This is a genomic window from Halobellus inordinatus, from assembly GCF_024464655.1.
Taxonomy (GTDB): domain Archaea; phylum Halobacteriota; class Halobacteria; order Halobacteriales; family Haloferacaceae; genus Haloquadratum; species Haloquadratum inordinatus.
Genome location: NZ_JANHAV010000001.1, coordinates 264,189 through 287,654 on the forward strand (window position 1 = coordinate 264,189; position 23,466 = coordinate 287,654).

Genomic DNA, 23,466 nt, shown 5'->3' on the forward strand with positions numbered 1-23,466 from the left:
ACGTTTTCGCCCGATCTATCGATGGGTATTTGACCGGATGGGCGCACGTAGCTTCTATGCCATCCGGTAGCGGTTCAGACGGCCGCGGACCGACCCCGATCGCCGGTCGGTCTCGCCGTTCCTTTCTCCAACTTCTCGGTCTCGGTGGGGCGACGGCGGTCGCAGGCTGTAGTGCGCCGGATCGAAACGGGGCGCCGACGGAGGACGCGGAGGCTATAGAGTACGTCGAGGGAACGCCTACGGGGACGCAGACGCTGAACTTCCTGAGCGTCGACGATATGCCGTCCGCGAACCGGATCCAACTGGCGCTCGACGGCGCGTACGCCATCACGCCCGAACAAGAGACCTTCCCGCTCTGGGCGGACATCACCTCCGACGAGGGGCGGGTCTACACGGTCGAACTTCGCGACAATCTCCGGTGGGGGGCCGGCTATGGCCAGATGACGGCCGAAGACTGGGTGTATATGATCACGGAGGTCTACCAGGCCGACTCGAACTGGGCCGGGTACCCGAACCCCGGCGACTGGCGACAACAGGGCGAGCCGATCCCGGTCGAGAAGACCGGTCCCCGCTCCTTCGAGATCAGGCTGCAGTCCGTCGACCCCGCGTTCCCGCTCCGGCCGATTATGTGGGGCGCATTCTGTATGCCGAAAGAGATCATCGCCCGGTACCGTCCCGACGAGGACCAGGACGGGCTCGCACAGGACGAGGAGGTCCAGACGCTCGCGTACGCCGGAAACCTCGGCCCCTACAGCTTCGAGCGGTGGAACCGCGAATCGGAGTTCGTCGCCACGCGCAACGAGGAGTACTACCTGCGCGAAGTCGACGACGTCCCCGACGAGTGGCAGAACGCGCCGTACTTCGACGCCTACACCTACGAGGTCGTCCCCGAGGAGAGCACGCGCCTCTCCGCGCTCCGATCAGGCGAACTCACCGCCACCGACATCCCCGAGACGCGCGTCGAACAGTTCGAGGGGCGAGACGACGTCGACGTCAAGGTCTTCCCGCAGGCGTATATGACGTCGCTCATCTACAATCAGCGTGCCAACGGGTCGTTCTACGAGGCGCTGCGGAAACCGGGCGTCAGGCGCGCGCTCGCGCACGCCGTCGACAAACGAACGCTCGTCGACGACGTTCTCCGCGGCTACGCGACGGTCGCCCACACGTTCCAACCGACGTTCTCGCGGTGGTACTCCGACGAGCAGGTGACCGAATACGGCGTCGGTGACACATACAACCACGACCGAGCGCGGGAACTCCTCCGGGAGCACTTCGGATCCACCCCGTACCGCTACGACGGCGACCGCGTCGTCGACGCGGAGGGCGAGCAACTCACGCTCGATCTCGTCTTCGCGCAGGGGTCCCAGACGGTCGAGACGACGGCGCAGTACGTCGCCCGGGAGTACGACGCCATCGGCATCGACGTCAACGTCACCGGCAAGCAGTACGGGACGCTGGTCGAACACCACCTCTACAACAGTTGGCAGGGCGACGGCGACCCGCCGTGGGACGCCGGCCCGTACAACGGCGGTCCGCGTGACCAATCGCTGAGTCAGGAGCCGTGGGACCTTATCCTCGGAATCACGTTCAACACCTATCCGCGGACGCCCTCCTCGATTCAGGGGTTCACGCTCGAACGGGGCGGCATCAACTTCTACGGCTACCACCCCGAGACGGACTTCGCCTCGCTGTTCGAGACCGCGACGAGCACCGTAGACGAGGCAGCGCGGCGTGGCACCCTCGCCGAGATCTTCGGCGCGCTCTCGGCCGAACAACCGTTCAACTTCCTCAATATGGGCGTGGAGGTCGTCGGCTACGACACCGCCGTGGCCGGTCCCGAGGAGGTATTCGGCTACAGTTGGGACCAGAACACCTGGCGACTCGGCCAGCAGTGAGTCGGCGCCCGACCGCCGCACCGACCCGTGGGGACACCCCGTTCGGACGACAATATTAACTGCGGTCGACGGAACTGACCGGCAACGGCGGCCGGCGGAATCGGAGTACGGCCTGGGAGCGACACACCACGATGGGACTGAAATGGTACACGGCGCGTCGGGTCGCGTGGGCGGGCGTCGTCGCCTTCGTCATCCTGACGGTCACGTTCGTCCTGCTCGAGCACGCACCTGACGCACAGTTAGCACGCGTCCAGTTTCAGGCGGCCGCCAGCGGCCGGAGCGCCGAGGCCGCCGCGGAGGCGTACGCCCGTCGCCGCGGTCTGCAAGGGCCGCTCTGGGAGCGCTATCTCGAATACCTCGGGAACCTCGCCTCGGGCGATTGGGGCTGGTCGGACTCGCGGTCCCAGCCCGTCGTGACGGCGATTCTGACGGCGCTCCCCTACTCGTTGCTGTATACGATCCCCGCCGTGCTCCTCTCGACGGTGCTCGGCATCGGGATCGGGCTCTACTCGGCGTTCAATCAGTACACGAAGACCGACTACGCGGCGACGTTCGTGGCGTTCTTCGGCGTCAGCATCCCCAACTTCTGGTTCGGCATCGTGCTGCTGTTGGTCTTCGCCGTCCGCCTCGGCTGGGTCCCGGTCCTCTTCGATGCCGAACTGGCCCGGACGCGACCCCTCTCGCTCGCGAACGCGCGCCAACTCGCCTTGCCGGTGTTCGTGCTCGCGACGAGCGCGATCGCGAGTACGATGCGCTACGCGCGCGCGGAGGCGCTCGAGTACGTCCGTGCGGCGTTCGTGAAAACGGCCCGGGCGAAAGGCGCGTCCGACTGGCGGATCATCACGCGACACGTCCTTCGCCCGACGCTCGTGCCGCTGTCGACGATTCTCGTCGGCGACTTGCTCGGCGTGATCCTGTCGGCCTCCTACCTCGTCGAGGTCGTCTTCGGCATCCCCGGCCTGGGCCGACTCAGCCTCGACGCGATCCGCCGGCAGGACACGGCGCTGGTCTTGGGGACGACGCTCGTCCCCGTGTTCGTCGCTGTCGTCGGGAATCTGCTGCAGGATCTCGCCTACGGCTGGCTGGACCCGCGTATCGACTACGGTGATCGGTGATGCCGGGAGACGAACGGAGTGGACCGGGCGGCGGTGACGTGACGGACCCGACCTCGGATCGCTCTCGCGAGCGCTTCGAGGACGTCGACTGGGAGACGATCGACGCGGACGGACGCCGCGTCTCGACGACGCAACTTCTCGCCCTCGTCGCCGGCGGCCTCTACGCGCTCGCGCTGGCGTACGACGTCCTCTTGGCTGCTGGCGACCCGACGGTTGAGGTCGTCGTCGCCGAGTCGAGATTCCTCTGGGACGCGACCGGCGTGGACTGGCTGTTCGTCGCGACGCTTCTCGTCTTGGGCTTCGCTGCCGTGCCGCTCGCACGGAACCGACGTCTGACCGCGTACTACTGGCAGCGCTTCCGACGCCACCGTCTCGCGGTGCTCAGCCTGGTGTACCTCGTCGTGATCTTTCTGCTCGGAACGGTCGGCACGCTGTTCATCGACCCGCCGACGCTGCACGTCGCGGCCGGATACCAGCCGCCGGTCTTCCTGAGCGTCGACGTGTCGATCCCGACCCAGTGTCTCGGCCCCGTCGTCGACGGTCGGTGTCAGGGGACGTGGCGCTATCCGCTGGGGACGACCGGCAGCGGGAAGGGGCTCTTGGCGCTCGCGATATTCGGGATGCGCGTCAGTCTGCAGGTCGGACTGATCGCGACGCTCATCTCGGTCACCGTCGCGACCGCCGTCGGGGCGACGGCCGCCTACGCTGGTGGCTGGGTCGACGAAGTGCTGATGCGCTACGTCGACGTCCAGCAGACGTTTCCGACGTTCTTCCTCTTTCTGTTCTTGGCGTACCTCTACGGCGGCAGCCTGTTCGTGCTGATCGTCATCTTCGGGTTGACCGGCTGGGGCGGCATCGCCCGCATCGTCCGCAGCGAGGCGCTCCAGCGCCGCGAGGAGACGTACGTCCAGGCGGCCCAAAGCGCCGGTGCGTCCGGCGCGTCCGTCGTCTGGCGGCACATCGTCCCGAACGTCTCGAACTCGATCGTCACCGCCGCGACGCTGAACGTTCCGGTGCTCATCCTTTCTGAGGCGGCGCTCTCGTTCATCGGCCTCGGCGACGTGATGCTGCCCTCGTGGGGGCAGACGATCGCGGCGGGCCGCGGTGATCTCGCGACCGCGTGGTGGATCTCGACGATCCCCGGACTGTTCCTCTTCGCGACGATCCTCGCGTTCAACTTCCTCGGCGACGCGCTCAGAGACGCGCTCGATCCGCGGCAGGAGGTCGGCCGATGAGCGACGAGTCCCTCCTCCGCGTCGACGACCTGACGGTCGAGTTCCGCACCGACCAGGGTGTCGTCCGGGCGGTCGACGGCGTCTCCTTCGACGTCGAGCGCGGCGAGACCGTCTGTCTCGTCGGTGAGTCCGGCAGCGGCAAGACCGTCGTGGGCGAGTCGATCACGCGGGTGCTCCGTGAACCGCCGGGCGAGATCCGCGGGGGAACCGTGCACTTCGACGGACAGGACCTCCGCTCGCTCTCGGAGGCACAACTCGGCGCGGTCCGCGGAGACCGGATCGCGCACGTGTTCCAGAATCCACAGGACTCGCTCAACCCCGTCTACACGGTCGGTTGGCAGCTGATCGAGGCCGTGCAGTTGCACGCGGACGTCTCGAAGCGTGAGGCCCGGGCACGTGCGATCGACTTCCTCGACCGCGTCGGGATCCCAGATCCCGCGAGTCGCGTCGACGACTATCCCCACGAACTGTCGGGCGGGATGAAACAGCGGGTCGCGATCGCGATGGCACTCGCGGGCGACCCGGATCTGTTGATCGCCGACGAGCCGACGACGGCGCTCGACGTCACGATCCAATCGCGGGTCCTCGGACTCCTCGAGGAGATTCAATCGGAGTTCGGGATGGGCATCCTACTCGTGACTCACGACCTCGGCGTCGTCGCCGACGTCGCAGACCGGGTCGTGGTGCTGTATCAGGGTCGAGTGATGGAACGCGGCGACGTCTACGCGATCTTCGATCGCCCCGCCCATCCGTACACGCGCTCGCTGTTGGATTCGATCCCTGGACGCGGCGCCCCCCGAGCATCCGCCGCGACGGCGACCGATTCGGCTTCGGGGCCGGCCGACTCTGGCGCAAACAACTCGACCCTGACCGACTCGAACTCGGCCGAACAATCCGCTGGCTGCTGTTTCCGCGACCGCTGCCCCTACGCCGTGGAGGCTTGCCGGCGAGGAGGACACCCACCGCTGTACCACGTCTCCGGAAGCGGGAACGCTGCCACACCAGCGGAGGCGGCAACGGCGGACGGCGACCCCGATCGCGAACACGCCGTCTCCTGCGTCCACTTCGCACCGGATGGTGATCCGACGGTCGTCTACGGAACCGCTGTCGACTCCGACGCGACGGCGGGTGGGTCCTATTCTCGCGACGGGAGTGAACCACAGTGACCACAGATCCGCCGCTGCTGGACGTCTCCGGGCTGGAGAAACACTACCCGATCACCGACGGGATCTGGAACCGTGATGTCGGGCGCGTGCGGGCGGTCGACGGGATCGATCTCACCGTCGAGCGCGGCGAGACGCTCGGCCTCGTCGGCGAGTCCGGGTGCGGCAAGTCGACGGCGGCGCGCGCACTGCTTCGGATCGAGGACCCGACCGGCGGGACGGTGCGCTTCGACGGCGACGACGTCACGGCGTACGACCGCGAGCGACTCCGGCGGTTCCGTCGCCGAGCGCAACTGATCTTCCAGGATCCGACGTCGAGCTTCGACCCGCGGCTGTCGATCGGCCAGTCGGTCGGCGAACCACTCGCCGTGCACGGGATGGCCGACCGCGAGCGCCGCCGCCGACTGGTCGAAGACACGCTGGAACGCGTCGGCCTCGACGCGGGCCACGCCGACCGCTACCCGCACGAACTGTCGGGCGGCGAAAAACAGCGAGCCGCACTGGCGCGCGCGCTGATCGTCGATCCGGACCTCCTCGTCGCCGACGAACCCGTTTCGGCGCTCGATATGCCCGTCCAGGCGGCCGTCCTCACGCTTCTGGCGTCGCTCCAATCGGAGCTGGACCTCGGCGTCTTGCTCATCAGTCACGACCTCGCCGTCGTGCGCGAGTTCTGCGACCGCGTCGCGGTGATGTATCTGGGCGAAATCGTCGAATCCGGGCCTGTCGACGTCGTGTTCGGCGATCCGCAGCACCCCTACACGCGGGCGCTTCTCGCGTCGGTTCCCGTGCCCGATCCGACCGTCGAGCGTCCCGACGTCGAACTGACCGGGGCGGTCCCGAGCGCGGCGGACCCGCCCGCAGGCTGTCGGTTCCACACGCGCTGTCCGGCGGTCATTCAACCGGACGCGTACGATCTCGACCAGGACGCGTGGCGGGGGGTCCTGCGCCTCCGGACGCGACTGGACGAGGGGGGATCTGGTGTGGACGTCCGGGCGATCCGCGAGCGGGTGGCGGCCGAACGCGGAGGTGTTCTCGATCCCGGCGACGTCGACGACGAGAACGTCTGTACGGCACTGCGACGCGAGTTCGAGATTCCAGAGCGTCTATCCGATCCGGACGCCGAGGCGGTCCTCGACCGTGCGCTCTCCCGAATCGTCGCCGGCGAGCACGCAGCGGCGGCGACGCTGCTGGCGGACGCCTTCGAGACGCCCTGTGAGGCCGACCCGCCGTCGCTGCGGCCGGTCTCCTCCGAGCACACGGCGGCCTGTCACCTTCTCGATCGCGACGACGCGGCGGCTGACGTTGTCAGGAGTGACGACCGGGCCGACCGCTGAGACGGGCCCGTGTTTCGCCGTGCTCGACGACCGCGCCCGACGAGCGCGCCTAGTCGATCACGAACTGCGGTTCGGCGATGCGCTCGGAGCGGCACTCCGGGCACCGCGAGGGATCGTTCAGCGGGTCGTCGAAGCTGTCGAAGCCACACGCACGGCACTCGGGCGGCGCGACGAGGAACTGCTCGTCGGCGTCGGATCCCTCGATCGAGTGCGCGACGTGGTCGAGATGGTGATACACCGTCGAGCGAGGGACGCCGACCGCCGTCGAGAGATCTGCCGCGCCGTGGGGTTCCGCTCGCAGCGCGTCTGCGATCCGCTGTCGGGTCGTGGCCTCGTCGTCCGACTCGGACATACCCCCTCTAGGTTCTCGCTCCCGTATATACTGTCGCCTGCTCTGTGCGATCCCGTGATATCGAACGCTGCACTGGGCGTATGTGTACATTTATCAGGTAAAATTCGGGGACAAGACGGGGCTCGACAGGATACCCGGGGAAACAAACTTGAGACTCCGGGCGGAGAGTCAATATATGAAGGCAGTCGTCCTCGCCGGCGGGTACGCGACGCGTATGTGGCCGATCACCAAAGACCGCCCCAAGATGTTCCTCCCAGTCGGTGACGGGACCGTCATCGACGTCATCTTCGAGGACCTCGAAGCCGACGAGCGGATCGACGAGGTGTTCGTGAGCACCAACGAGCGATTCGCCGACTCCTTCGAGTCCTTCCTCGCAGACGCGCCCTACGAGAAACCCACCCTCTCGATCGAAGAGACGGTCGAGGAAGACGAGAAGTTCGGCGTCGTCGGCGCGCTCGCGCAACTCATCGACCGCGAGGGCGTCGACGACGACCTCGTGGTCATCGCCGGCGACAATCTGCTCTCGTTCGACGTGGGCGAGTTCGTCGACTTCTTCGAGTCGAAGGCGACTCCGTGTCTCGCCGCCTACGACGTCGGCTCGAAAGAGCGCGCACGGTCCTACGGACTCGTCCAGTTGGACGGCGACCGCGTCGTCGACTTCCAAGAGAAACCAGACGACCCCCAGAGCACGCTCGTCTCGATCGCCTGCTATGCGTTCCCCGCGGATACGCTCCCCGACTTCGACACGTACCTCTCGAACGGCAACAACCCCGACGAGCCCGGCTGGTTCATCGAGTGGCTCCAGCGGCGCGGGACCGTCCACGCGTTCACGTTCGACGGCGCGTGGTTCGACATCGGCACGCCCGAGAGCTACCTCGACGCCGTCTCGTGGTACCTCGGCGGCGACACGTTCGTCCACGAGTCGGCGACGGTCGAAGACTCCGTGCTCGACGAGGACGTGCACGTGATGGCCGATGCGTCGGTGTCGGACTCACATCTGGAACGAACTGTCGTCTTCAGTGACGCAACGATTCACAACGCGGACATCCGCGACACTATCGTCGACGAGCACACCTACATCGAGAATCTCGATCTCTCGAACGCCCTGATCGGGGCGCACTCGCACCTCGAATAGCGCGCCGCGATTCTCCCGCTACTCCGTCGCCTCGCCGAGCCGCGCGTCCGTCACGCGAATGTGTCCGCGAGTCCCCTCCCAGACGGTCTCGTACTCCAGTTCGATCGGGCGGTCCATATGCGGCCCGTCGGTCACGAACGTCTCGAACTCCCCGCCTTCGCCGAGGACGTGGACGCCGTACTCGTCGTTGAGTTCGACTAGTTCTGTGAGCGCGTCGGCGTCGAGTGTCCGCCCCAGCCACGACTCGTCGAGGCCGTGGGCGGCGACCTGAATGATCCGGATCTCGAACCCGGCGTCGAGCATTTCTCTCCCGAGCTCCAACGGATCACGTTGCCAGAGGGGCGCGAAGAGACCGATCTCCAGACGGTCGCACATCTCTTGGATGCGGGAGGTCTGGAACTCACTCTCGACGGCGCCGGCGATGACGCCGGCCAGGCCACCGTCGAGGTCCGACTGCAACTCGACGAGCGCGGCTTCGAGTGGCTCGATCTCGCGGTCGCCTTGAGCACCCACGTCGTCGACGTCGCCAGCGTCGAGGTCGTCCGGTTCGACGTCGACCAGCGGGATACCGATGCTCTCGGCGGCGAGCCCGGCCAGCCGCGTCTCGGGGACGTGATACATATACGAGTCCTCGCCGGGGTGGACCGTCAGGAGATGTGAGACGTTCAGTCCCTCCTCCAACGCGCGGTAGAGCGCCCACGAGGAGTCTTTGCCGCCGGAGAAGAGGCTGACCCAACTGCCTGAGTCCGTCATCGACGGCTGTAGGCGAGCGGCGTACAAACGACCACCGGTTCGGTCGTCTTCAAGCGTCTCTCAGCGATCGTCGACTTCTACGTCGCGGATTTGGTGGCCGTCGTCGTTGCTGCCGTCGTCGTTGCTGCCGTCGTTGTTGTCGCCAGTGCTGTCGCCGTGTTCGGCTTCCAGCGCACTCGCGATTCGCTCGGTCGCGTCGACCAGCCGAAGGACGGCGACGACGAGGAGCCAGGCGACGTAGATTCCGGCGGCGATCCCCGCGAGGACGAACCACAGAAGGATCTGTCCGGCGACGACGATACTGTACGCGAACGTCACGACAGCGACGACCGCGAGCGCGATCTTCGCCCGTCTCGACGGTCGTGGAGGGTATTCGGAGGGCACGCTTTCGACGTGCGGGCCGCGGCTACTAAGCGTACTGCTCTCGGGGTCACGATCCGCCGATAGCTACACCGCTCGTTCCATCTGCACTGGACGGAGGGCTACTCCGACCGCTAACCGCTCAGCGCTTCTCGAGGCTGTGGTCCATCTCCGGGACCTCGGATTCGAGCCACTCGCGGAACCACTTGACGCGCTTGAGCCGCTTGTGCGCGATGCTCTCGGCGGCGTCGGAGTTGACTCGGCCCGTCGCGTCGCGGCCGCGTTCGAGGACCCGCTCGACCATCTCGGCGGCGTCCATGTGCGTCCGCGCCTCGTATCCCATCCGGAGCAGCATCAGCGCCGTGCCGTTCGCGCCGACTTTGTCGAGGATATCGGCCTCGATGAGGCTCTGCGTTTCGAGTGAGACGTCCGCGAGCGGTCCCTGATAGGAGTGGTCGGCGACGACCTGACACACCTGCTCGACGAACGACTGCGGGAAGTCGCCGTGGGTGTTCAGGTACTCGCGAGCGACGCGTGCCCCCTCCTCGGCGTGGACTTCCTGGTCGGCTTCGAGCTTCGAGATGTCGTGAAAGAGCGCGGCGACTCGGACGACGTCCGTGTCTGCGCCCTCGCGCTCGGCGATCTGGGTCGCCAGATCGACGACGTTCAGAATGTGGTTGAAGCGATACTCGGCGCTGTGCCAGGGGTACCACCGCATTCGGCCGCCGTCGTCTTCGCCTTCGACGCTCGCAGCGAGATAGTCGCGGACGAACCGCTCCATCTCCTCGAACTCCTCGTCTGCGACCGTCGACTCCTTGATTTCAACGCCCACGGAACCACCTCTCCTTCGAATCAGTGGGCGGTCCCACGGTGTCTGTATTCGCGTTCGGGTTCATTACCCGATAAAATGGTTCTTCGGTTCTTAGGCGTTACGACGGCTTGACCCCGTCCCGCTGCCGATATGCCCGCCGACCGTCTGCGACGGCGGCGATACGGACCGTTCGGTCATTCGAGCCGCGTCACGAACACCAGGACGGTCGTCAGGGCAGCCAGCGCGACCAGCACGTCGAAATCCAGCAACCGTTCCCGGAGTGGTCTCTCGCCCGAGCCGTCGACGAGGGTGTCGATCACGGTCCCGAAGAACTCTCCCGTCGAATCGGTGATCGAGCGCCCGTCCCCGTCGGACTGCTGTTCGGGAGTCGCTGTCGACTCGGTGGTTGGTGCTGCCGCATTGCTCCGGGACGACCCCCCGGATCCGTCGCTTCCGACGCCACCGCTTCCGCCTGCGCCGCCCGCCTGACCGACGGTCGTCGCGGCTGTGGTCGCCACCGCCGTCGTCGGTACGAACGCGCGAACCTCGCCGCTGACGCCGAGTTCGTTCGAATCGCTGATGACGCCGGCCGCGGAGGTCGCCTCGAAGGTATCGCCGACGCCCTGTGCGTCGAAGTCGAACGCAGCGGACCACGCGCCGCTCGGTCCGACGACCGCCTGGGTCGTCTTGTGGAACGACGGCTGCGTCCCGTTCGTCGACCGGAGTCGGAGTTCGATCTCGGTTCCCGGCGCGACGGTCGTGGTCCCGCTGATCGATTGGTTCGCCGCGGCTGCGACGACGAGGGGATCGTCGTCCGTCGCGATGGTCGCCTCGACGAGCGAGTAGTTGCTAGCGACTGTCCGACTGTCGTCGTCGACTTCTGTGAACGTTCCGTTCTCGTGAACCGCGAACGACGCTGTGAGTGCGTCCCCTGCCGCGGGTACACTGGTGTCTGCTCCGTCCGAGACCGTGCCTACAGCCTCACTGTCGCTCGCTGTCGCCGCCGGTGCATCGATTTCGTACAGCATTGTGTAGGTATCGTTGCTCGGGTCGGCGACGACGCGTGCGTTGCTCGCGTTCAGTTCGAGTTGGTAGGCCTCGCGATTTGGCGGTGGGTTCTGTTGTGTGACGTTCAGCGCGTACAGCGCCGCCTCGTCCGTGCCATCGAGCGCGAAGAACGTCTCGGTCGCCGTTCCGTCGTGTTGTGCAAACTGGCCGGCGAGCCCCGGTGCGTCGATTCGATGCACAACGAGGTCGCCCACGGCGACGTCCGCCCGCTGCGTGAGCCGCCCTGTCTCGACGGCCGTCGAGAGGTCTTCGTGCGTCGAAAGCGCTGCATCCGCGGGCGCGACCCAGGTGGTGAGTCGCTCTGGAGCGGGGGCGTCGAGTACGAGCGTCGCGGCGTGTTCCGCGTCTGCGCCCGCGTCTGCGCCCGTCCGAACAGTGACCTCGTACTCTCCGGAGGCTAGCGGCTCGCTCAAGAGGGTCCCCTCGTCGATATCGGCCGCGATCACCTCGTCTGCCGTCCCGCTGGTGTTTCCGCTGGACGCGGCGACGCCGAACACGTCGCCCCCGTCGTCTGGCAGACTCGTCGCACCGGCGACCGCGGCTGTATTGAACCGCAGCCGGACGGTGCCGTCGTCGTCGCCATCGGATACGGTCACGTTCGCCCGAAAGCCCGAGCCGACGCTTCCGAGCGTCACCGTCGCGATCTCGGCGTAGGCCAGATTCACACCCATTTCGGCGACGTCGCCGGCGTGCTCGCCGACGACGGTCGACCGGAACCTCGCGGTGCTCAGGCTGTCGTCGACGACAGCTATGCGGTCGGAGCGGACTGTCGCGTCGGTGCCGACGTCGGTCACGTTGACGGTGTAATTACCCGGTCCAGTCGTATCGAACACCGATGCCGGGAAGTCGAACGCCGTCTCGCCGTTCCCACCGAGGGTGATGTTCGTACGTTCGACGACCACACCGTCCGTCTCGCGGAGGTCGACCTGAACGGTGCGCCCGCCCGCGCTCGCGAAGATGGTCCCTTCGACTGCCGCGGCGGTCGTGAGGTTCCGATCGTCGATCGCGACTCCGAGCCCCAGATCCCGGATCGTGACTCCCGTCGTTCGATCGGTGCTGCCGTCGTCGAGCGTCGTTTCGACGGTGTACGCCTCGGTCCAGTTCCGCGCGTCGGTGTCGACCACGAACACCTGGCTTCCCGGTCCGGTGCGACCCGCGAAGACGAACGCCCCGTCGTCGTCGACGACCTCGAACGCCTGATCGAGGTCGGCCGAGCCATCGGTCGCGACGAACGCCATCGCCGATCCGGCGTAGACGTTTGCCTCGCCGCTGCCCTCTGGAACGGTCGCGGACGCCACCGTCACGTCGACTGTCCCGGGTGTGATGGTCTCGCTGTCGACCGAGTCGTTCACCGCGTCGATTCTGACGCCCACTTCCGAGCGCGGATCGAGCGCCGTCGCGGAACTGAGGAGCAGTTGTCCGTCCGTAGATCCGTCGGTGTCGAGGGCGTAGCGATCTGTTACGTCCGCTCCGTCGACGAGGACGGTGACGTTATCCGCGAGCGTCAACGCCCCCGCTTCACCGCCCGCCTTCGAGACGTCTTCGCTGAACGGGACTTCGATGACGCTCTCTGTGTGCGTTAGCGACGCTCCCGAGAGGCTGTCGATGGAGAATTCGGTGACCGATCCGAGAGTGAGGGGCTCTGGATCGTTGTCGACTCTTGCGGTACTCTGCCGAATTTCACCACTGCTTTCATCGACATATGTTGATTTTATTTTATCCCCCTCGGATACGTGAAGCGCCCCAATACTGTCTACAGTGCTCAGTTCAGAGATTCCTCTAAACTGTGCATCTGTTTGGTGTACTAGCTTGACGGTTTCGCCTCTAGTGTACTCGATACCATCGCGGGACTCCGGAGAGCTGTCAAAGGTGATAGTGACGGTCCCGTTATTATTCCGGCTAACAGACGAAATCTCGTTCCCTCCGCGACTGCTATCTTGATAGGTGATATCCAGTTTGGATATCTTATTGTCGTCATTTTGGTCTGAAACACTCCATTCTGTGGTGTATTTTTTCTCTGTACCAGGATGCTCGCCAAACACGAATGATTGCGACTCAGTATCCGACTCGATATTGACGACGTAGTCCGTGGTCGTCGACAAATCGCTATCTTCGACGGTGACGGTGACGACGTCGCCGTCGGTGTACGTGGACGAATCAAATGAGATGTTCCCTTGATCCGCGGCAACGACGCCGGAGAACGCCCCCATCCCGCTGAGAAGACTGAGTACAAGAATCGTTACGAGAGAAACGGCTCGAAAGCGGCTCGTGTAGCCTGTCATACGTGAAGTAGTGGGTCGTCGACGACGCGCGAGCGACTGACGCAGACGCTGACGCGAGTGCAGATGAAACGACGCACAAACTGAACCACCAGAAACGGAAGTCGGTGTCCGCCTCGTTCTGCCGGATGCCTCGAACTCCGTCGTCAGTCACGACTCGGAACCGAGTCGGGCGGCGACGCGAGAGTCCGTGACCGTGCATCCGTCTGTCGATTAGACGCCCGAGTAGGACGACTAGCATATATTATAAGTAACCTTCCTTTCTCGGACGCCCTCCGTTAATTCAACACCGCAAAAATGTACGATCAGCGACAGAGTCCCAGACAAGCAAGCCGAGAATCCGCGTGAGACTACCGGAACAGCTTCTGCAGGTAGCGATAGACGGGGAAGACGTATTCGGAGAGGCGGCCGACGACGCCGGTCGAACTGGCGTAGACGACTACCGGGAGGTCGGTTTCGGGGGCGCGCTCGATGACGCGGTCCGGGGTGCTCCCGAAGACCCACCGACGGAGCTCGCGCGTGCGAGTCGCGCCGATGAACAGGACGCCGCCGCTCGCCGCCGCCGACTCGACGAGGCCGTCGGCGATGAGATCAGCTTCGATCTCGTGAACCTCGACGTCGATCCCTTCCGAGAGGTGATCGAGTGTGTCCTCGATCGCTTCGTGTGTCCCGTGTTCGCCCGTCGGTGCGACGCGAATGACGTGGACCGCCGCGCCCTGCGTTCCGAGGTCGTCGATCAGGGGGAGGAGGGCGTGGTGGTGCGGTCCGCCGCCGGCACCGACGTTGACCACGTCCAGGCTCGGGTGCTCGGGGAGTTTGTGGACGTAGAGAATGTCACACGGCGATTTGAACTGCACCGACGACGCGATGTCCGGGTGGTCCTCGGGGTACCCCATCAGGATCAGGTCCGCGCCGTCGTCCCGAGCAGTCTGGAGGATGTCGAAGGCGACCTCCCGGCAGATGTGTCCCTCGACGGTGTAGTCGACCCCGGTCTCGACGCCTTCGAGCTGGGCTTCGAGCGCGTCGGCGCGGTCGCCGGCGGTGTCTTCGAGCGCCTCGAAGGGGGTCTGTTCGGGTAGCTGGGTGATCGTCACGACCTGGACGAGCGGATCGCCGTTGCCCGTCCGCGCTTCGGCTATTTGGCTCGCAAAGCGCACGTAGGCGGGTGCGCGACTCGGCCGAGCGACCGGGACTAGGATACGGAACCGTTCTTCGGTCTCCGCTTCGGCCTCCTCTCCGCCGGCCGCTGCGGCCGACTCACCCGCTACGGTCGGCGGGCGTTCGCCCGCACGGGCGGCGTGCCCGCCCGGTTCGACGGATGCAGCGTGCGGGCGGGCTTCAGTCACGCGCGCGAAGAGTTCCTCGCGTTCGGGCGCGCCGCCCCAGAAGTAGTACGACGCTACGAGCGCGATCACGACGACGATGCCGCTGAGGATCCCCGAGAAGGGCAGATTTCCGATAAGTGCGACGTTGGCCAGGACGCCCAGGACGGGAACGAACGGCACGAGAGGGACGCTGAAGGGACGGTCGAGGTCCGGATAGCGGCGCCGCGAGTAGACGAGCGCGACGTTCACGACCGAGAGTGGAACGAGCAGATTGAACGTCGCAAAGCCGGTGAGCGCCGAGAGATGGAAGTGGAGTCCGCGGCCGACGACCTCGACCGACGGCAGGATGCCGCTGAAGGCCAGAATGAACGCGACGATCGTTCCCGTCGCCGTCGCGACGCTCCAGAACGGCGTCCCGTACTCGGGATGGATGCGCTGGAACGGCCGCGGGGCCTGTCCGCGCTCGCCCATCAGCGACCCGATCCCCGAGGCGGCCAGTATCGAGGCGTTCGACGCCGACACCATCGAGAAGATCGCGCCCGCGACGATGAGTACCCGACCGATCGGACCGAGGAACGCGGCCGCGACCCGGCCCATCGCGGTCTCTCCGAGTTCGGCGACCACTTCTGCGGGGATCGGCGAGTTCACCATCGCGACGATGACGAAGGTGTAGAGCACGACGACGGTCAGGATCGACGTCGCGATAGCCTTGGGGACCGTCTTCCGTGGTTCGATGATCTCGCCCGCACTCGCAGCGATGGCTGAGAATCCGAAGAACGTAATGAACGCCAGGGCCGCCACGGAGACGATGCCGACGGGTTCGGCCTGGAAGTTCCCGGCGAACCGCCCAGTAGCTTCGACTGGCCCGGCGAAAGCGAACGCGCCGCCGATGAACGCGAAGAGCACGGCGACTTTCGCGGAGGTGACGATGACCTGGAACGTCCCGCTCTCCTCAGTCCCGCGGGCGTTGAGGGCGCCAAGGAGAATCGTCGTGACGAGCGGCATCGTCCCGTGCGGAATCGGCCAGACTTCGGGGAAGACGAACCGCTGCCACCACTCGCCCATCGTCGCGAGGTAGAACGCGGTCGTCCCCGTGTAGCCGAGAAACCGCGAGACGCCGACGAAGTACGTGAGGAAGTCGCTGTCGAACGTCTGTGAACTGAACAGGTAGCCGCCGCCGTTCTCGGAGTAGATCGAGGCGAACTCGGAGTACGAAGCCGCGGTGATCCCGGCGACGACTGCGGCGATAATGAACGCGATGACCGCGCTACTGCCGATTCGGGCGACGGCGACGCCGGACAGCGAGAAGATCCCCGCCGCGATCATCGTCCCGAGGCCCATCGCGTACGCGACGGTGAAGCCGAGTGACCGAGTGTGCTCTACCATCCTCTGCTCCCGGAGTGCTCGTCGTTTACCGACTCCTGCGTGTGCAGATTTGCCATCCCCTCTCTGTTTTGTCCAAGTTAGTCGCAATCGACGGTTGTGCGCTCCGTCGAGAGCGCTGCGTACGTCACGGCTGCAGTACGGCGGAGCTCGGACGGTGCAACTCCCGGAATCTGCGCCCGCTCACACAGCCGTAACCGCTCGTGGGATCCGTCGTTCCGACCGTTGTGAGCGGACGGCGGGCACGTTCTATCGGGGTTTCCGTAACCGTTGATAGACTCTCGTCGGAGGACACGCCGAGAGATCTGCGAGGACTTACGAGAACTCCGACAACGTCCGCCGCGCCACTCGCCTCGTACGGATCCATACCGAACGATTGCGGCCGCATCACGTATTAAAGTCACCAAAAATCACCGTTTTCGTAAAATATCGGCCCCAGACCAAAACATTTTGTCACTTTCCGAGGCGAACCCAGAGTCAGTTATCGAGCCGACAGACGAGTATAAACACAGTCTACGAAACCGACGAAGTCGACGCGGCGACGACCTGCCGACACAGGACTGGTCGCCGAGGGGAGCAGCCGCGCCTTCGGTCACCCCAACACCCGTTTGAGCTAAACCGAGTTTTATCTGCGATCGTCGTCGATACAGACGTATCAGAGATGGTCCCCACACCCGACGTACACCCGATCAGAAGGCGTCCCTCCACTCTCGTTCGCTGGCAGGAGAGACACTTACGAATCCGTCGCAGTGACAGGGGTGTCTCCGATGCCTAGTTTCACGACTCGACTCTTCGCAGGGATGGAACGGGCCCGAGAGTATCCGCTGCTGGCGCTCGTCCCGGTACTGCTCGCCCTTCTGGATACGGACAAGATCGTCGCTATCGCCACGTTCGACGGCGGACACATCGGATTCAAATTCGGGCTCCCGCTGTCGGTCGTCACCATCTGGCAGTTCGTGAGCGTCCCGAACTCGGGCGTCACCGCGAACACCGGGCTTCCGATCGAGATGCTCCCGCTGGCGGTCGTGACGGTCCCGGTATTGCTCGTCGTGCAGGCCGCAGCGACGGCGGGGTACTTCGGGAGCATCCGAAACGCACTCGATCGCGACGCCTACGACTTCAGCCGAAACGTTCGTGCGTACTTTGTCCCCTTTCTCGTGCTGACTGCCGTGCCATTCCTCGCGGTGCTCCCGCTCGCAGTCGGCGTCTTTGGCGTCGGCACGTTGGCTGGGAACCTCAGTGGTGCGGTGCTGCTGATCGTCATCCCGACGTTGCTCGTCTTTCTGATCGCCGCGTACCTCTTTTATGCGACGCCGTATCTCCTCGTTCTACGCGACGTCGGCGTCGTCGATGCCGCCCGATCGTCGTACGCGCTCGCCGTCGACGGCGGCCCGTACGTTTCCTATGCGGTCGGCTTCTCGCTCTTCGTCCTCGTGGTCTCACCCTTTGCGACCGCGTTCGTGGTGAACGTGCCGCTGCTCGGGATCCCGGTCGGCATCCTCGGCGGCAGCATCCTCGGTCTCGGCGCGAACTTCGCAACGATGCGTTTCGTCGCGGACCTCGATCCGGAGTCGGCGGTCAATCGGTCGTGGGATCCGGACTCGTCCGAGTCGCCCGAGTGACGTTGTCAAACCACGCCCATCGATCATTACGGATAGACAGACAGTAATAGGAGCATCTCGCTACCACGGAATACGATGGACGAGTGGCGAGGGCGAGAAGAACGCGCGACGAACGTTCTGTACCAGCAGGCGGTTCGAGTCCCACTGCCGGATCTCGACGCCGAACGCGTCCTCCATAAGAATATGACGCGCATCGCCGATGCGGGTATCGACAAGAGCGACCTGCTCGCGGATCCGGACGTCCCGCTCACCGAAGCCTACGAGTACGAACTCGACGAGATGCGACAGAGCTTCCAGCACCGCCTACAGCAGGTCGCCGGCGCGGACTATCACGATGTCGCGGACGCGTACATCCGCGGCGAGCGCGACGACTGGATCGGAGCGCTCGCGACCTACTACCGGGAGTGCTACTACCGGCTGCAGGAGCGCTACACCCACGACGACCAGTTCTTCTTTCTCCTCGTGCTCCGCTATCCCGACTGCTTCACGGTCAATCTCGGCTTCGCCGACGGCGACGTTTCCGACGACGCCGTCCGTTACGAATCAGTTACACACACAGATATCGACGAGGAGTATCGCGAACGATACTACGCGGAGTGCCAGTACGCACAGCGTGAAGCCGCAGAATACATCCGCGAGCGCGTCCCCTGCATCCGAGAGTCGTTCCCGGACCCGGACACCACGCCGTTCGAGGAACGCAACTACGGCGGCTTCGTGCACATTACGGGACGGAGCAGTGCCATGTTCTCGGAATTACTCGACAGTGTTCGTCCGGACCCCGGTCGCTTCGACAGTCCGGTAACCACGCCCGGTCTCGTTCCAGAGGGTCCAGAAGCAAAACGAACCAAACGCAAGTATCTCGCCGACGCTGACTTCGTCGCCTGAGCGGTCCCTGAGCTAGCCTGTTCACATTCGTTTTGGAACCAATCGCAGGCTATCGCCGCGTCCGTGGACGTCAACAGGCGGGTCGTCACCCGAGGGGTGCTATAGTAGCACTTGCAACTGATTGCGCACCCGATCGCACGACAGCGTACGATCCGATGAGAAGACTTGCAAATGCTACTACAGGAGTATTATTTTAAGCGAACCCTACGATTGTCGTTAGTATGCAGCTAAAACAGCTCCTCGCAGATGACGACGCAGTGTCCCCAGTCATCGGGGTAATTCTGATGGTCGCGATCACGGTCATTCTCGCGGCCGTCATCGGTTCGTTCGTGCTCAACCTCGGGCAGGGCGTTCAGCAGACAGCCCCGCAGGCCAGTTTCGACTTCGACTACAATACGACTGCCAGCACCAGTAACGTCACAATTACGCACCAGTCGGGTGACTCGATTACCGCAACGCAACTCGACACGGCGGGAGCAGAGTGGCACAACGAATCGTTGGGATGGAACAGTTCGTACACTTCCGTCAGCGCCGGTGATTCGCTAACCAAAAACGCCTCGCAAGGATTCAGTGGGCAGACGATCCGCGTCGTCTGGTCCTCACAGAACGGCGAGACCTCCGCGACGTTGAGTCAGTCCAAGGCACCTGGGAGCGCATAACGCCACGCTACTCACCGCGGACTGCGTGGACGCGTTCCGTTTCCGTGGGGGCGTCCGTGCACGCTGTCCGAAGAACGAACACGTACTCTTTCTCTGCCGTGATTGACGCTGCGGCGGTGAGACCGATCAGTGATTGTGAGAAAGGTTTGTCACTCCACGTGGAAAAACGGCCGTTGATGAACGATCTCAACACCTACTGGTCCCGTCTTGGCCTTTCGGAACTGTCGATCGCAGGTTTCGGTCTCACGCTGTCCGGATTCATCGGCATTATGGGAATCGTCACCGCCGAAGTCCTCTACCCGAACTACTCGACGAGACAGGACATCAGCGACCTGGGCTCGACCCGCCCACCCAACCCCATCATCCACGAACCGTCAGCGACGATTTTCAACACGACGATGCTTGTAACAGGTGTGCTCGTCGTTCTTTCGGCGTATTACCTCTCCCGTGTGCTGGACCGTCGCGGATTCCCACTCGCGCTCGCCGTGTTCGGACTCGGCGCGTTCGGTGTGGGTGTCTTCCCGGGAAACGTGACTCCGTGGCACGGTCTCTTCGCTCTTCTCACGTTCTTCGCGGGAGGAATCACAGTCGTCCTCTCCACCCGGGTCGTCTCCAGGCCGTTCTCCTTCCTCTGCGGTCTCTTCGGTGGCAGCTCCCTACTCATCCTCCTGAGCGTCTTCTTCTACGGATTGGCCGTCCGTGGTCCGAGCCCGCTCGCGGTCCTCGGTAGCGGCGGGATCGAACGGTGGGTCGTCTACCCGCTCATCGTCTGGTTGCCCGCGTTCGGCGGCTATCTGTTGGCCGCGTCCACCGACTCGACAGGTGAGACAGCCATTTAACGAGCGTTCGCTGACGCTTCGGGCGCGATCGGTCTCTCGTCGCGGTTGGGGGCTCGGCCACGCTGTCGAACCTCTGGCCTTCCCCCGAACGGTCAGCCGTCGCCGACTCCAACGGAGAGACCGAAAAGTGAATGCGCCTCGGTACGCGTGTTGCCGAAGATGTCGATCCTGGCGAACCGAACATCCGCCGCAGCCGACAGCAGCAGCTCAGGGTTCGCTCTCTGGGAAATGTAGTAGTCCCGGGCGGATTCGAACCGCCGTCATGGGCTCCAAAGGCCCATATGATTGGCCACTACACCACGGGACTGCATCTCCTACTCACGTCGCAGTCTTTGAAAAGGCATCGGGTTCCGACGGCGCTCGTCGGCCCTCGATCCCGCCCGGTGGTCGGCTGCCTTATCGACGTTCGTGTCTGCTCTCTGGGTTGCTATCCGGATCGAGACCGGTCTGCTGTAGCTCCACAGAGTAACCCCCGCACTCCGGACAAACGTGATACTGTACGTCGTACGTCGCCCCACAGCCCAAACACGCGTACGGTGCTGTTCGGTCGGTTGCCTCCGACGTCTCGCGGGGCCCCAATCCCGCGAGTTTCAGGAGGCGATCGAGCGCCGTTGTCCCATCCATATCCAACGCCTCAGTCGGGAACATCTTGAAGCTACGGGCTTCGTCCTGCTTAATAAGCCGGGAGAAAAACGGCGTCAGTCCGCGCGTTGCTCTTCGGCTTCGACGTTGGCCTCGGAGGCCACTTCGAGGTGACAACAGGCGTCCGTTTCGGGGTCGAAGCAGTCGGGGCACTCGGCGTTTCGATCGATGATCGTGTCCAGGCGCTCGGCGACGAGGTCGTCGATGACCGGTTCGAGTTCGCGTGCCTCGGCGCGGAACTCCTCGACGGAGAGGACGTTCGCGAGGAACCGCTCGATGATGCAGTACGTCTGGAGTGCATCCCGGGCGCGGACGATCCCGTCGTCGGTGAGCGTGACGCCCTTGTACTTCTCGTGTTCGGCGAGCCCTCGCGATTCGAGTTTCCCGATCATCTCGTTCGCGCTGGCGGGGCTGACGTCGAGGCGATCCGCGAGCGCGCCGGTCGACGCCGGGCCGTTCTCCATCTGCTGGAGGAGGTAGATCGCCTTGACGTACTGGTCGGCCGTGTTCATACCGTCCCTCCGTGACGCATCGTATCTCGTCTCATTGCCGTTTGTTCATAATTTTCGTGACTTCTTCGACGCCGTCTGCTTCCTCCTCGCGGATCTCGATGAGCACGTCGATGAGTCGGTCGCGGTCGATCCCGAAGGTCGCCTCCGAGGCCCGGAGCGCGCCGACGAGGTCGTCGTAGAACTTGTACGCCGTCTCCTCGTTGCACAGTTGGTCGTAGAGGATGTCGTCGAAGTCCTCGGGCTCTGTCTTGCCGTACTGGGCTTCGACGAGCGCTTCGATCTCGTCGAACGGGATGCTCTCGGCGTCGAGTTCCTCGACGAGCGCTTCCAGTCGCTCGCGATGCTCGGCGGATTCCGCGGCGGCGTGTTCCAAGAGCGATTCGATCTCGGCGTCGAGCTCTTCCCCGTCGTCGAGCGACTGATAGTGGTGATACGACCGGGCCTCGACGACCTCTTCGAGGACGATCCCGATCTGGAGCAACCGCGCGAGCTGGTGATCGGAGCTGACGCGATGGCCGACGCTCACGGCTGCACCTCCCGATTTGCGGGCGATACGTGGCTCATACTCGTTGGGTGGGTAGTGACGAACTTAAGCAGTTCCCCTTCGCGGGGTGCGACCCCGACGCCCCCGAGACGCCGCCACGCCCCGTTCGGAAACCGTTTTGCCGCCGCGGTGGCGAGTAGCGGTATGCTCTACGACGCGGCCGAGGAGCCGGCGACGCTGACTCCCGAGGCGTTGCGCGAAGCCTACGAAGCACAGCTCAGAGCCGTCCTGACAGACGTCGGCGTCGAAACCGCAGCCGCCGAATCGGGCGTCGACGTCGACACCGTCGAGGCGCTCGCCGACGGCACCGTGCCCGATCTGAGCGTCGCAGACGCCGCCGCAATCCTCGCACTCGACGAGGCCCGCCCCGACGCCGAGGCGATCGTCCTCGAACTCCGCGATCACCTCCTGATGGCGATGACGACCGGCGTCGTCGACGTCGACACGATCGCCGCAAACGTCGATCTCGGGCTCTCGGGGCAGGAAGTCCAACAGGCGCTCGAAGGCCGGACGACGATGACGCTCGAACAGCTCGCGGCGATCCAGCAGTTCCTCGCCGAACGGAACGAGCGCTGATGGCCCGAACCGTCATCGTCGGCTGTGGGTACGTCGGCCTCGAACTCGGCCGGCAACTCGACGCGGCCGGCCACGAGGTGATCGGCGTCCGCCGCTCCGACGCCGGACTCGACGCGGTCGCCGAAGCGGGTCTCGACGCCGTCCGTGCCGACGCGACCGACGCCGACTCGCTCGCTGCCCTCCCCGACGCCGACTGGGTCGTCTTCGCGGCCAGTTCCGGCGGTCGCGGTGCGGATGCCGCCCGCGACGTCTACGTGGAGGGATTACGGAACGTCATCGCGGCGTACGCCGATCGCTCCTCGCCTCCGGATCGGCTCGTCTACACCTCCTCGACGGGCGTCTACGGCGACCACGGCGGCGACTTCGTCGACGAGGAGACGCCGATCGAGCCGACGACCGAGAAGACCCGCGTCCTCGCGGCGGCCGAGCGCGTCGCCCGTGAGGAAACGGCTGCGGCCGGCATCGACGGCACCGTCGCGCGCTTTGCGGGGCTGTACGGTCCCGACCGGTACCGACTCGATAGCTATCTAGAGGGCCCCGTGACGGAGGGATATCTGAATATGGTGCACCGCGACGACGCCGCGGGCGCGGTCGCGTTCCTCCTCGAATCCGACCTGGCACGCGACGACGTCGTCCTCGTCGTGGACGACGAACCGGTCGACAAGTGGGCGTTCGCCGATTGGCTGGCTACCGAGTGCGACGAACCTGCCCCACCGAAGCGGACGATCGAGGAGGGACTGGACGACCCGGACCTCTCGGCGGCCGCGCGCCGGCGGATCCAGACCAGCAAGCGCTGCTCGAACGCGCGCCTGCGCGAACTCGGCTACGACCTCGCGTATCCGACCTATCGGGAGGGTTACAGCGCGGCGATCGAGGCGTATCTGTCCGGAACGGACGCTTCGGAGATCTGAACTGCACGTTCGGCGGCGGTTCCCCCAACCACTCTAGCGCTCGTTTCGGGACGCGCCGTGGAGCTGTT

The 23,466-nt window shown here is 64.9% G+C and carries 20 protein-coding genes and 1 tRNA gene; 12 read left to right on the forward strand and 9 right to left on the reverse strand.

Features of this window, described 5'->3' with window-relative positions:
- Window positions 1-56: 56 nt before the first annotated feature.
- From NO347_RS01335 to NO347_RS01355, 5 genes are all read left to right on the forward strand, one after another.
- Window positions 57-1,895 carry an ABC transporter substrate-binding protein gene (locus tag NO347_RS01335; RefSeq protein ID WP_256287919.1) on the forward strand — a complete coding sequence of 613 codons (1,839 nt, stop codon included), beginning with the start codon at window positions 57-59 and terminating at the stop codon, window positions 1,893-1,895.
- Window positions 1,896-2,026: 131 nt separating this feature from the next.
- Entirely contained in the window at window positions 2,027-3,010 is a 984-nt protein-coding gene (locus NO347_RS01340; protein WP_256287920.1) for an ABC transporter permease, read from the forward strand.
- A complete protein-coding gene (locus NO347_RS01345; protein ID WP_256287921.1) occupies window positions 3,010-4,245 on the forward strand; it encodes an ABC transporter permease in 1,236 nt (411 codons plus the stop codon). The genes NO347_RS01340 and NO347_RS01345 overlap by 1 nt, the downstream gene beginning before the upstream one ends.
- Window positions 4,242-5,411, forward strand: coding sequence for an ABC transporter ATP-binding protein (locus NO347_RS01350; RefSeq protein ID WP_256287922.1), 1,170 nt, complete (start codon window positions 4,242-4,244; stop codon window positions 5,409-5,411). Before NO347_RS01345 ends, NO347_RS01350 begins: the two co-directional genes overlap by 4 nt.
- A complete protein-coding gene (locus NO347_RS01355; protein ID WP_256287923.1) occupies window positions 5,408-6,742 on the forward strand; it encodes an ABC transporter ATP-binding protein in 1,335 nt (444 codons plus the stop codon). Before NO347_RS01350 ends, NO347_RS01355 begins: the two co-directional genes overlap by 4 nt.
- Before the next feature lie 49 nt (window positions 6,743-6,791).
- Here NO347_RS01355 and NO347_RS01360 read toward each other — a convergent pair whose 3' ends face one another.
- A complete protein-coding gene (locus NO347_RS01360; RefSeq protein WP_256287924.1) occupies window positions 6,792-7,094 on the reverse strand; it encodes a transcriptional regulator in 303 nt (100 codons plus the stop codon).
- Between the two features lie 175 nt (window positions 7,095-7,269).
- Here NO347_RS01360 and NO347_RS01365 point away from each other — a divergent pair, with 175 nt between their 5' ends.
- On the forward strand, window positions 7,270-8,229 hold the full coding sequence (locus NO347_RS01365; protein ID WP_256287925.1) for a nucleotidyltransferase family protein: 960 nt from the start codon (window positions 7,270-7,272) through the stop codon (window positions 8,227-8,229).
- A gap of 18 nt (window positions 8,230-8,247) precedes the next feature.
- Here NO347_RS01365 and NO347_RS01370 read toward each other — a convergent pair whose 3' ends face one another.
- The 5 genes from NO347_RS01370 to NO347_RS01390 form a co-directional block, all read right to left on the reverse strand.
- Entirely contained in the window at window positions 8,248-8,982 is a 735-nt protein-coding gene (locus NO347_RS01370) for a diphthine--ammonia ligase (RefSeq protein ID WP_256287926.1), read from the reverse strand.
- 60 nt (window positions 8,983-9,042) lie between these two features.
- A complete protein-coding gene (locus NO347_RS01375) occupies window positions 9,043-9,366 on the reverse strand; it encodes a DUF8066 domain-containing protein (RefSeq protein WP_256287927.1) in 324 nt (107 codons plus the stop codon).
- Window positions 9,367-9,484: 118 nt separating this feature from the next.
- Window positions 9,485-10,174: an HD domain-containing protein gene (locus NO347_RS01380; protein WP_256287928.1), complete on the reverse strand. Its 690-nt coding sequence runs from the start codon at window positions 10,172-10,174 to the stop codon at window positions 9,485-9,487.
- A gap of 173 nt (window positions 10,175-10,347) precedes the next feature.
- Window positions 10,348-12,729 carry a BGTF surface domain-containing protein gene (locus NO347_RS01385; protein ID WP_256287929.1) on the reverse strand — a complete coding sequence of 794 codons (2,382 nt, stop codon included), beginning with the start codon at window positions 12,727-12,729 and terminating at the stop codon, window positions 10,348-10,350.
- 1,121 nt (window positions 12,730-13,850) lie between these two features.
- Window positions 13,851-16,211 (reverse strand): amino acid permease, encoded by a 2,361-nt coding sequence (locus NO347_RS01390; RefSeq protein ID WP_256287930.1) that lies wholly within the window; start codon window positions 16,209-16,211, stop codon window positions 13,851-13,853.
- Between the two features lie 764 nt (window positions 16,212-16,975).
- Here NO347_RS01390 and NO347_RS01395 point away from each other — a divergent pair.
- The 4 genes from NO347_RS01395 to NO347_RS01410 all read left to right on the forward strand — a co-directional run bounded on the left by NO347_RS01395 (window position 16,976) and on the right by NO347_RS01410 (window position 20,213).
- A complete protein-coding gene (locus tag NO347_RS01395; protein ID WP_256287931.1) occupies window positions 16,976-17,830 on the forward strand; it encodes a hypothetical protein in 855 nt (284 codons plus the stop codon).
- A gap of 75 nt (window positions 17,831-17,905) precedes the next feature.
- A complete protein-coding gene (locus NO347_RS01400) occupies window positions 17,906-18,715 on the forward strand; it encodes a hypothetical protein (RefSeq protein WP_256287932.1) in 810 nt (269 codons plus the stop codon).
- Between the two features lie 221 nt (window positions 18,716-18,936).
- Window positions 18,937-19,374 carry a type IV pilin domain-containing protein gene (locus NO347_RS01405; protein WP_256287933.1) on the forward strand — a complete coding sequence of 146 codons (438 nt, stop codon included), beginning with the start codon at window positions 18,937-18,939 and terminating at the stop codon, window positions 19,372-19,374.
- A 176-nt stretch (window positions 19,375-19,550) separates the two neighbouring features.
- The gene (locus tag NO347_RS01410) at window positions 19,551-20,213 is read left to right on the forward strand and encodes a DUF998 domain-containing protein (protein WP_256287934.1); all 663 of its coding nucleotides are present in this window, start codon (window positions 19,551-19,553) and stop codon (window positions 20,211-20,213) included.
- A 234-nt stretch (window positions 20,214-20,447) separates the two neighbouring features.
- Here NO347_RS01410 and NO347_RS01415 read toward each other — a convergent pair.
- From NO347_RS01415 to NO347_RS01425, 3 genes are all read right to left on the reverse strand, one after another.
- Window positions 20,448-20,520: transfer RNA gene (locus tag NO347_RS01415), tRNA-Gln, on the reverse strand.
- A 391-nt stretch (window positions 20,521-20,911) separates the two neighbouring features.
- Complete coding sequence (locus NO347_RS01420; RefSeq protein ID WP_121567970.1) at window positions 20,912-21,367, reverse strand: metal-dependent transcriptional regulator; 456 nt, start codon at window positions 21,365-21,367, stop codon at window positions 20,912-20,914.
- Window positions 21,368-21,398: 31 nt separating this feature from the next.
- Window positions 21,399-21,893, reverse strand: a complete 495-nt coding sequence (locus tag NO347_RS01425; RefSeq protein ID WP_256287935.1) for a ferritin-like domain-containing protein — start codon at window positions 21,891-21,893, stop codon at window positions 21,399-21,401.
- A gap of 162 nt (window positions 21,894-22,055) precedes the next feature.
- Here NO347_RS01425 and NO347_RS01430 point away from each other — a divergent pair, with 162 nt between their 5' ends.
- The gene (locus NO347_RS01430; protein WP_256287936.1) at window positions 22,056-22,487 is read left to right on the forward strand and encodes a DUF5791 family protein; all 432 of its coding nucleotides are present in this window, start codon (window positions 22,056-22,058) and stop codon (window positions 22,485-22,487) included.
- Window positions 22,487-23,398: an NAD-dependent epimerase/dehydratase family protein gene (locus NO347_RS01435; RefSeq protein ID WP_256287937.1), complete on the forward strand. Its 912-nt coding sequence runs from the start codon at window positions 22,487-22,489 to the stop codon at window positions 23,396-23,398. Before NO347_RS01430 ends, NO347_RS01435 begins: the two co-directional genes overlap by 1 nt.
- Window positions 23,399-23,466: the final 68 nt, after the last annotated feature.

What these genes read in the sequence shown, in the direction of transcription:
- NO347_RS01335 (WP_256287919.1), top strand. Translation starts at nt 57, where the DNA reads ATGCCATCCGGTAGCGGTTCAGACGGCCGCGGACCGACCCCGATCGCC.
- NO347_RS01340 (WP_256287920.1), top strand. Translation starts at nt 2,027, where the DNA reads ATGGGACTGAAATGGTACACGGCGCGTCGGGTCGCGTGGGCGGGCGTC.
- NO347_RS01345 (WP_256287921.1), top strand. Translation starts at nt 3,010, where the DNA reads ATGCCGGGAGACGAACGGAGTGGACCGGGCGGCGGTGACGTGACGGAC.
- NO347_RS01350 (WP_256287922.1), top strand. Translation starts at nt 4,242, where the DNA reads ATGAGCGACGAGTCCCTCCTCCGCGTCGACGACCTGACGGTCGAGTTC.
- NO347_RS01360 (WP_256287924.1), bottom strand. Translation starts at nt 7,094, where the DNA reads ATGTCCGAGTCGGACGACGAGGCCACGACCCGACAGCGGATCGCAGAC.
- NO347_RS01365 (WP_256287925.1), top strand. Translation starts at nt 7,270, where the DNA reads ATGAAGGCAGTCGTCCTCGCCGGCGGGTACGCGACGCGTATGTGGCCG.
- NO347_RS01370 (WP_256287926.1), bottom strand. Translation starts at nt 8,982, where the DNA reads ATGACGGACTCAGGCAGTTGGGTCAGCCTCTTCTCCGGCGGCAAAGAC.
- NO347_RS01390 (WP_256287930.1), bottom strand. Translation starts at nt 16,211, where the DNA reads ATGGTAGAGCACACTCGGTCACTCGGCTTCACCGTCGCGTACGCGATG.
- NO347_RS01395 (WP_256287931.1), top strand. Translation starts at nt 16,976, where the DNA reads ATGCCTAGTTTCACGACTCGACTCTTCGCAGGGATGGAACGGGCCCGA.
- NO347_RS01400 (WP_256287932.1), top strand. Translation starts at nt 17,906, where the DNA reads ATGGACGAGTGGCGAGGGCGAGAAGAACGCGCGACGAACGTTCTGTAC.
- NO347_RS01405 (WP_256287933.1), top strand. Translation starts at nt 18,937, where the DNA reads ATGCAGCTAAAACAGCTCCTCGCAGATGACGACGCAGTGTCCCCAGTC.
- NO347_RS01410 (WP_256287934.1), top strand. Translation starts at nt 19,551, where the DNA reads ATGAACGATCTCAACACCTACTGGTCCCGTCTTGGCCTTTCGGAACTG.
- NO347_RS01420 (WP_121567970.1), bottom strand. Translation starts at nt 21,367, where the DNA reads ATGAACACGGCCGACCAGTACGTCAAGGCGATCTACCTCCTCCAGCAG.
- NO347_RS01430 (WP_256287936.1), top strand. Translation starts at nt 22,056, where the DNA reads ATGCTCTACGACGCGGCCGAGGAGCCGGCGACGCTGACTCCCGAGGCG.
- NO347_RS01435 (WP_256287937.1), top strand. Translation starts at nt 22,487, where the DNA reads ATGGCCCGAACCGTCATCGTCGGCTGTGGGTACGTCGGCCTCGAACTC.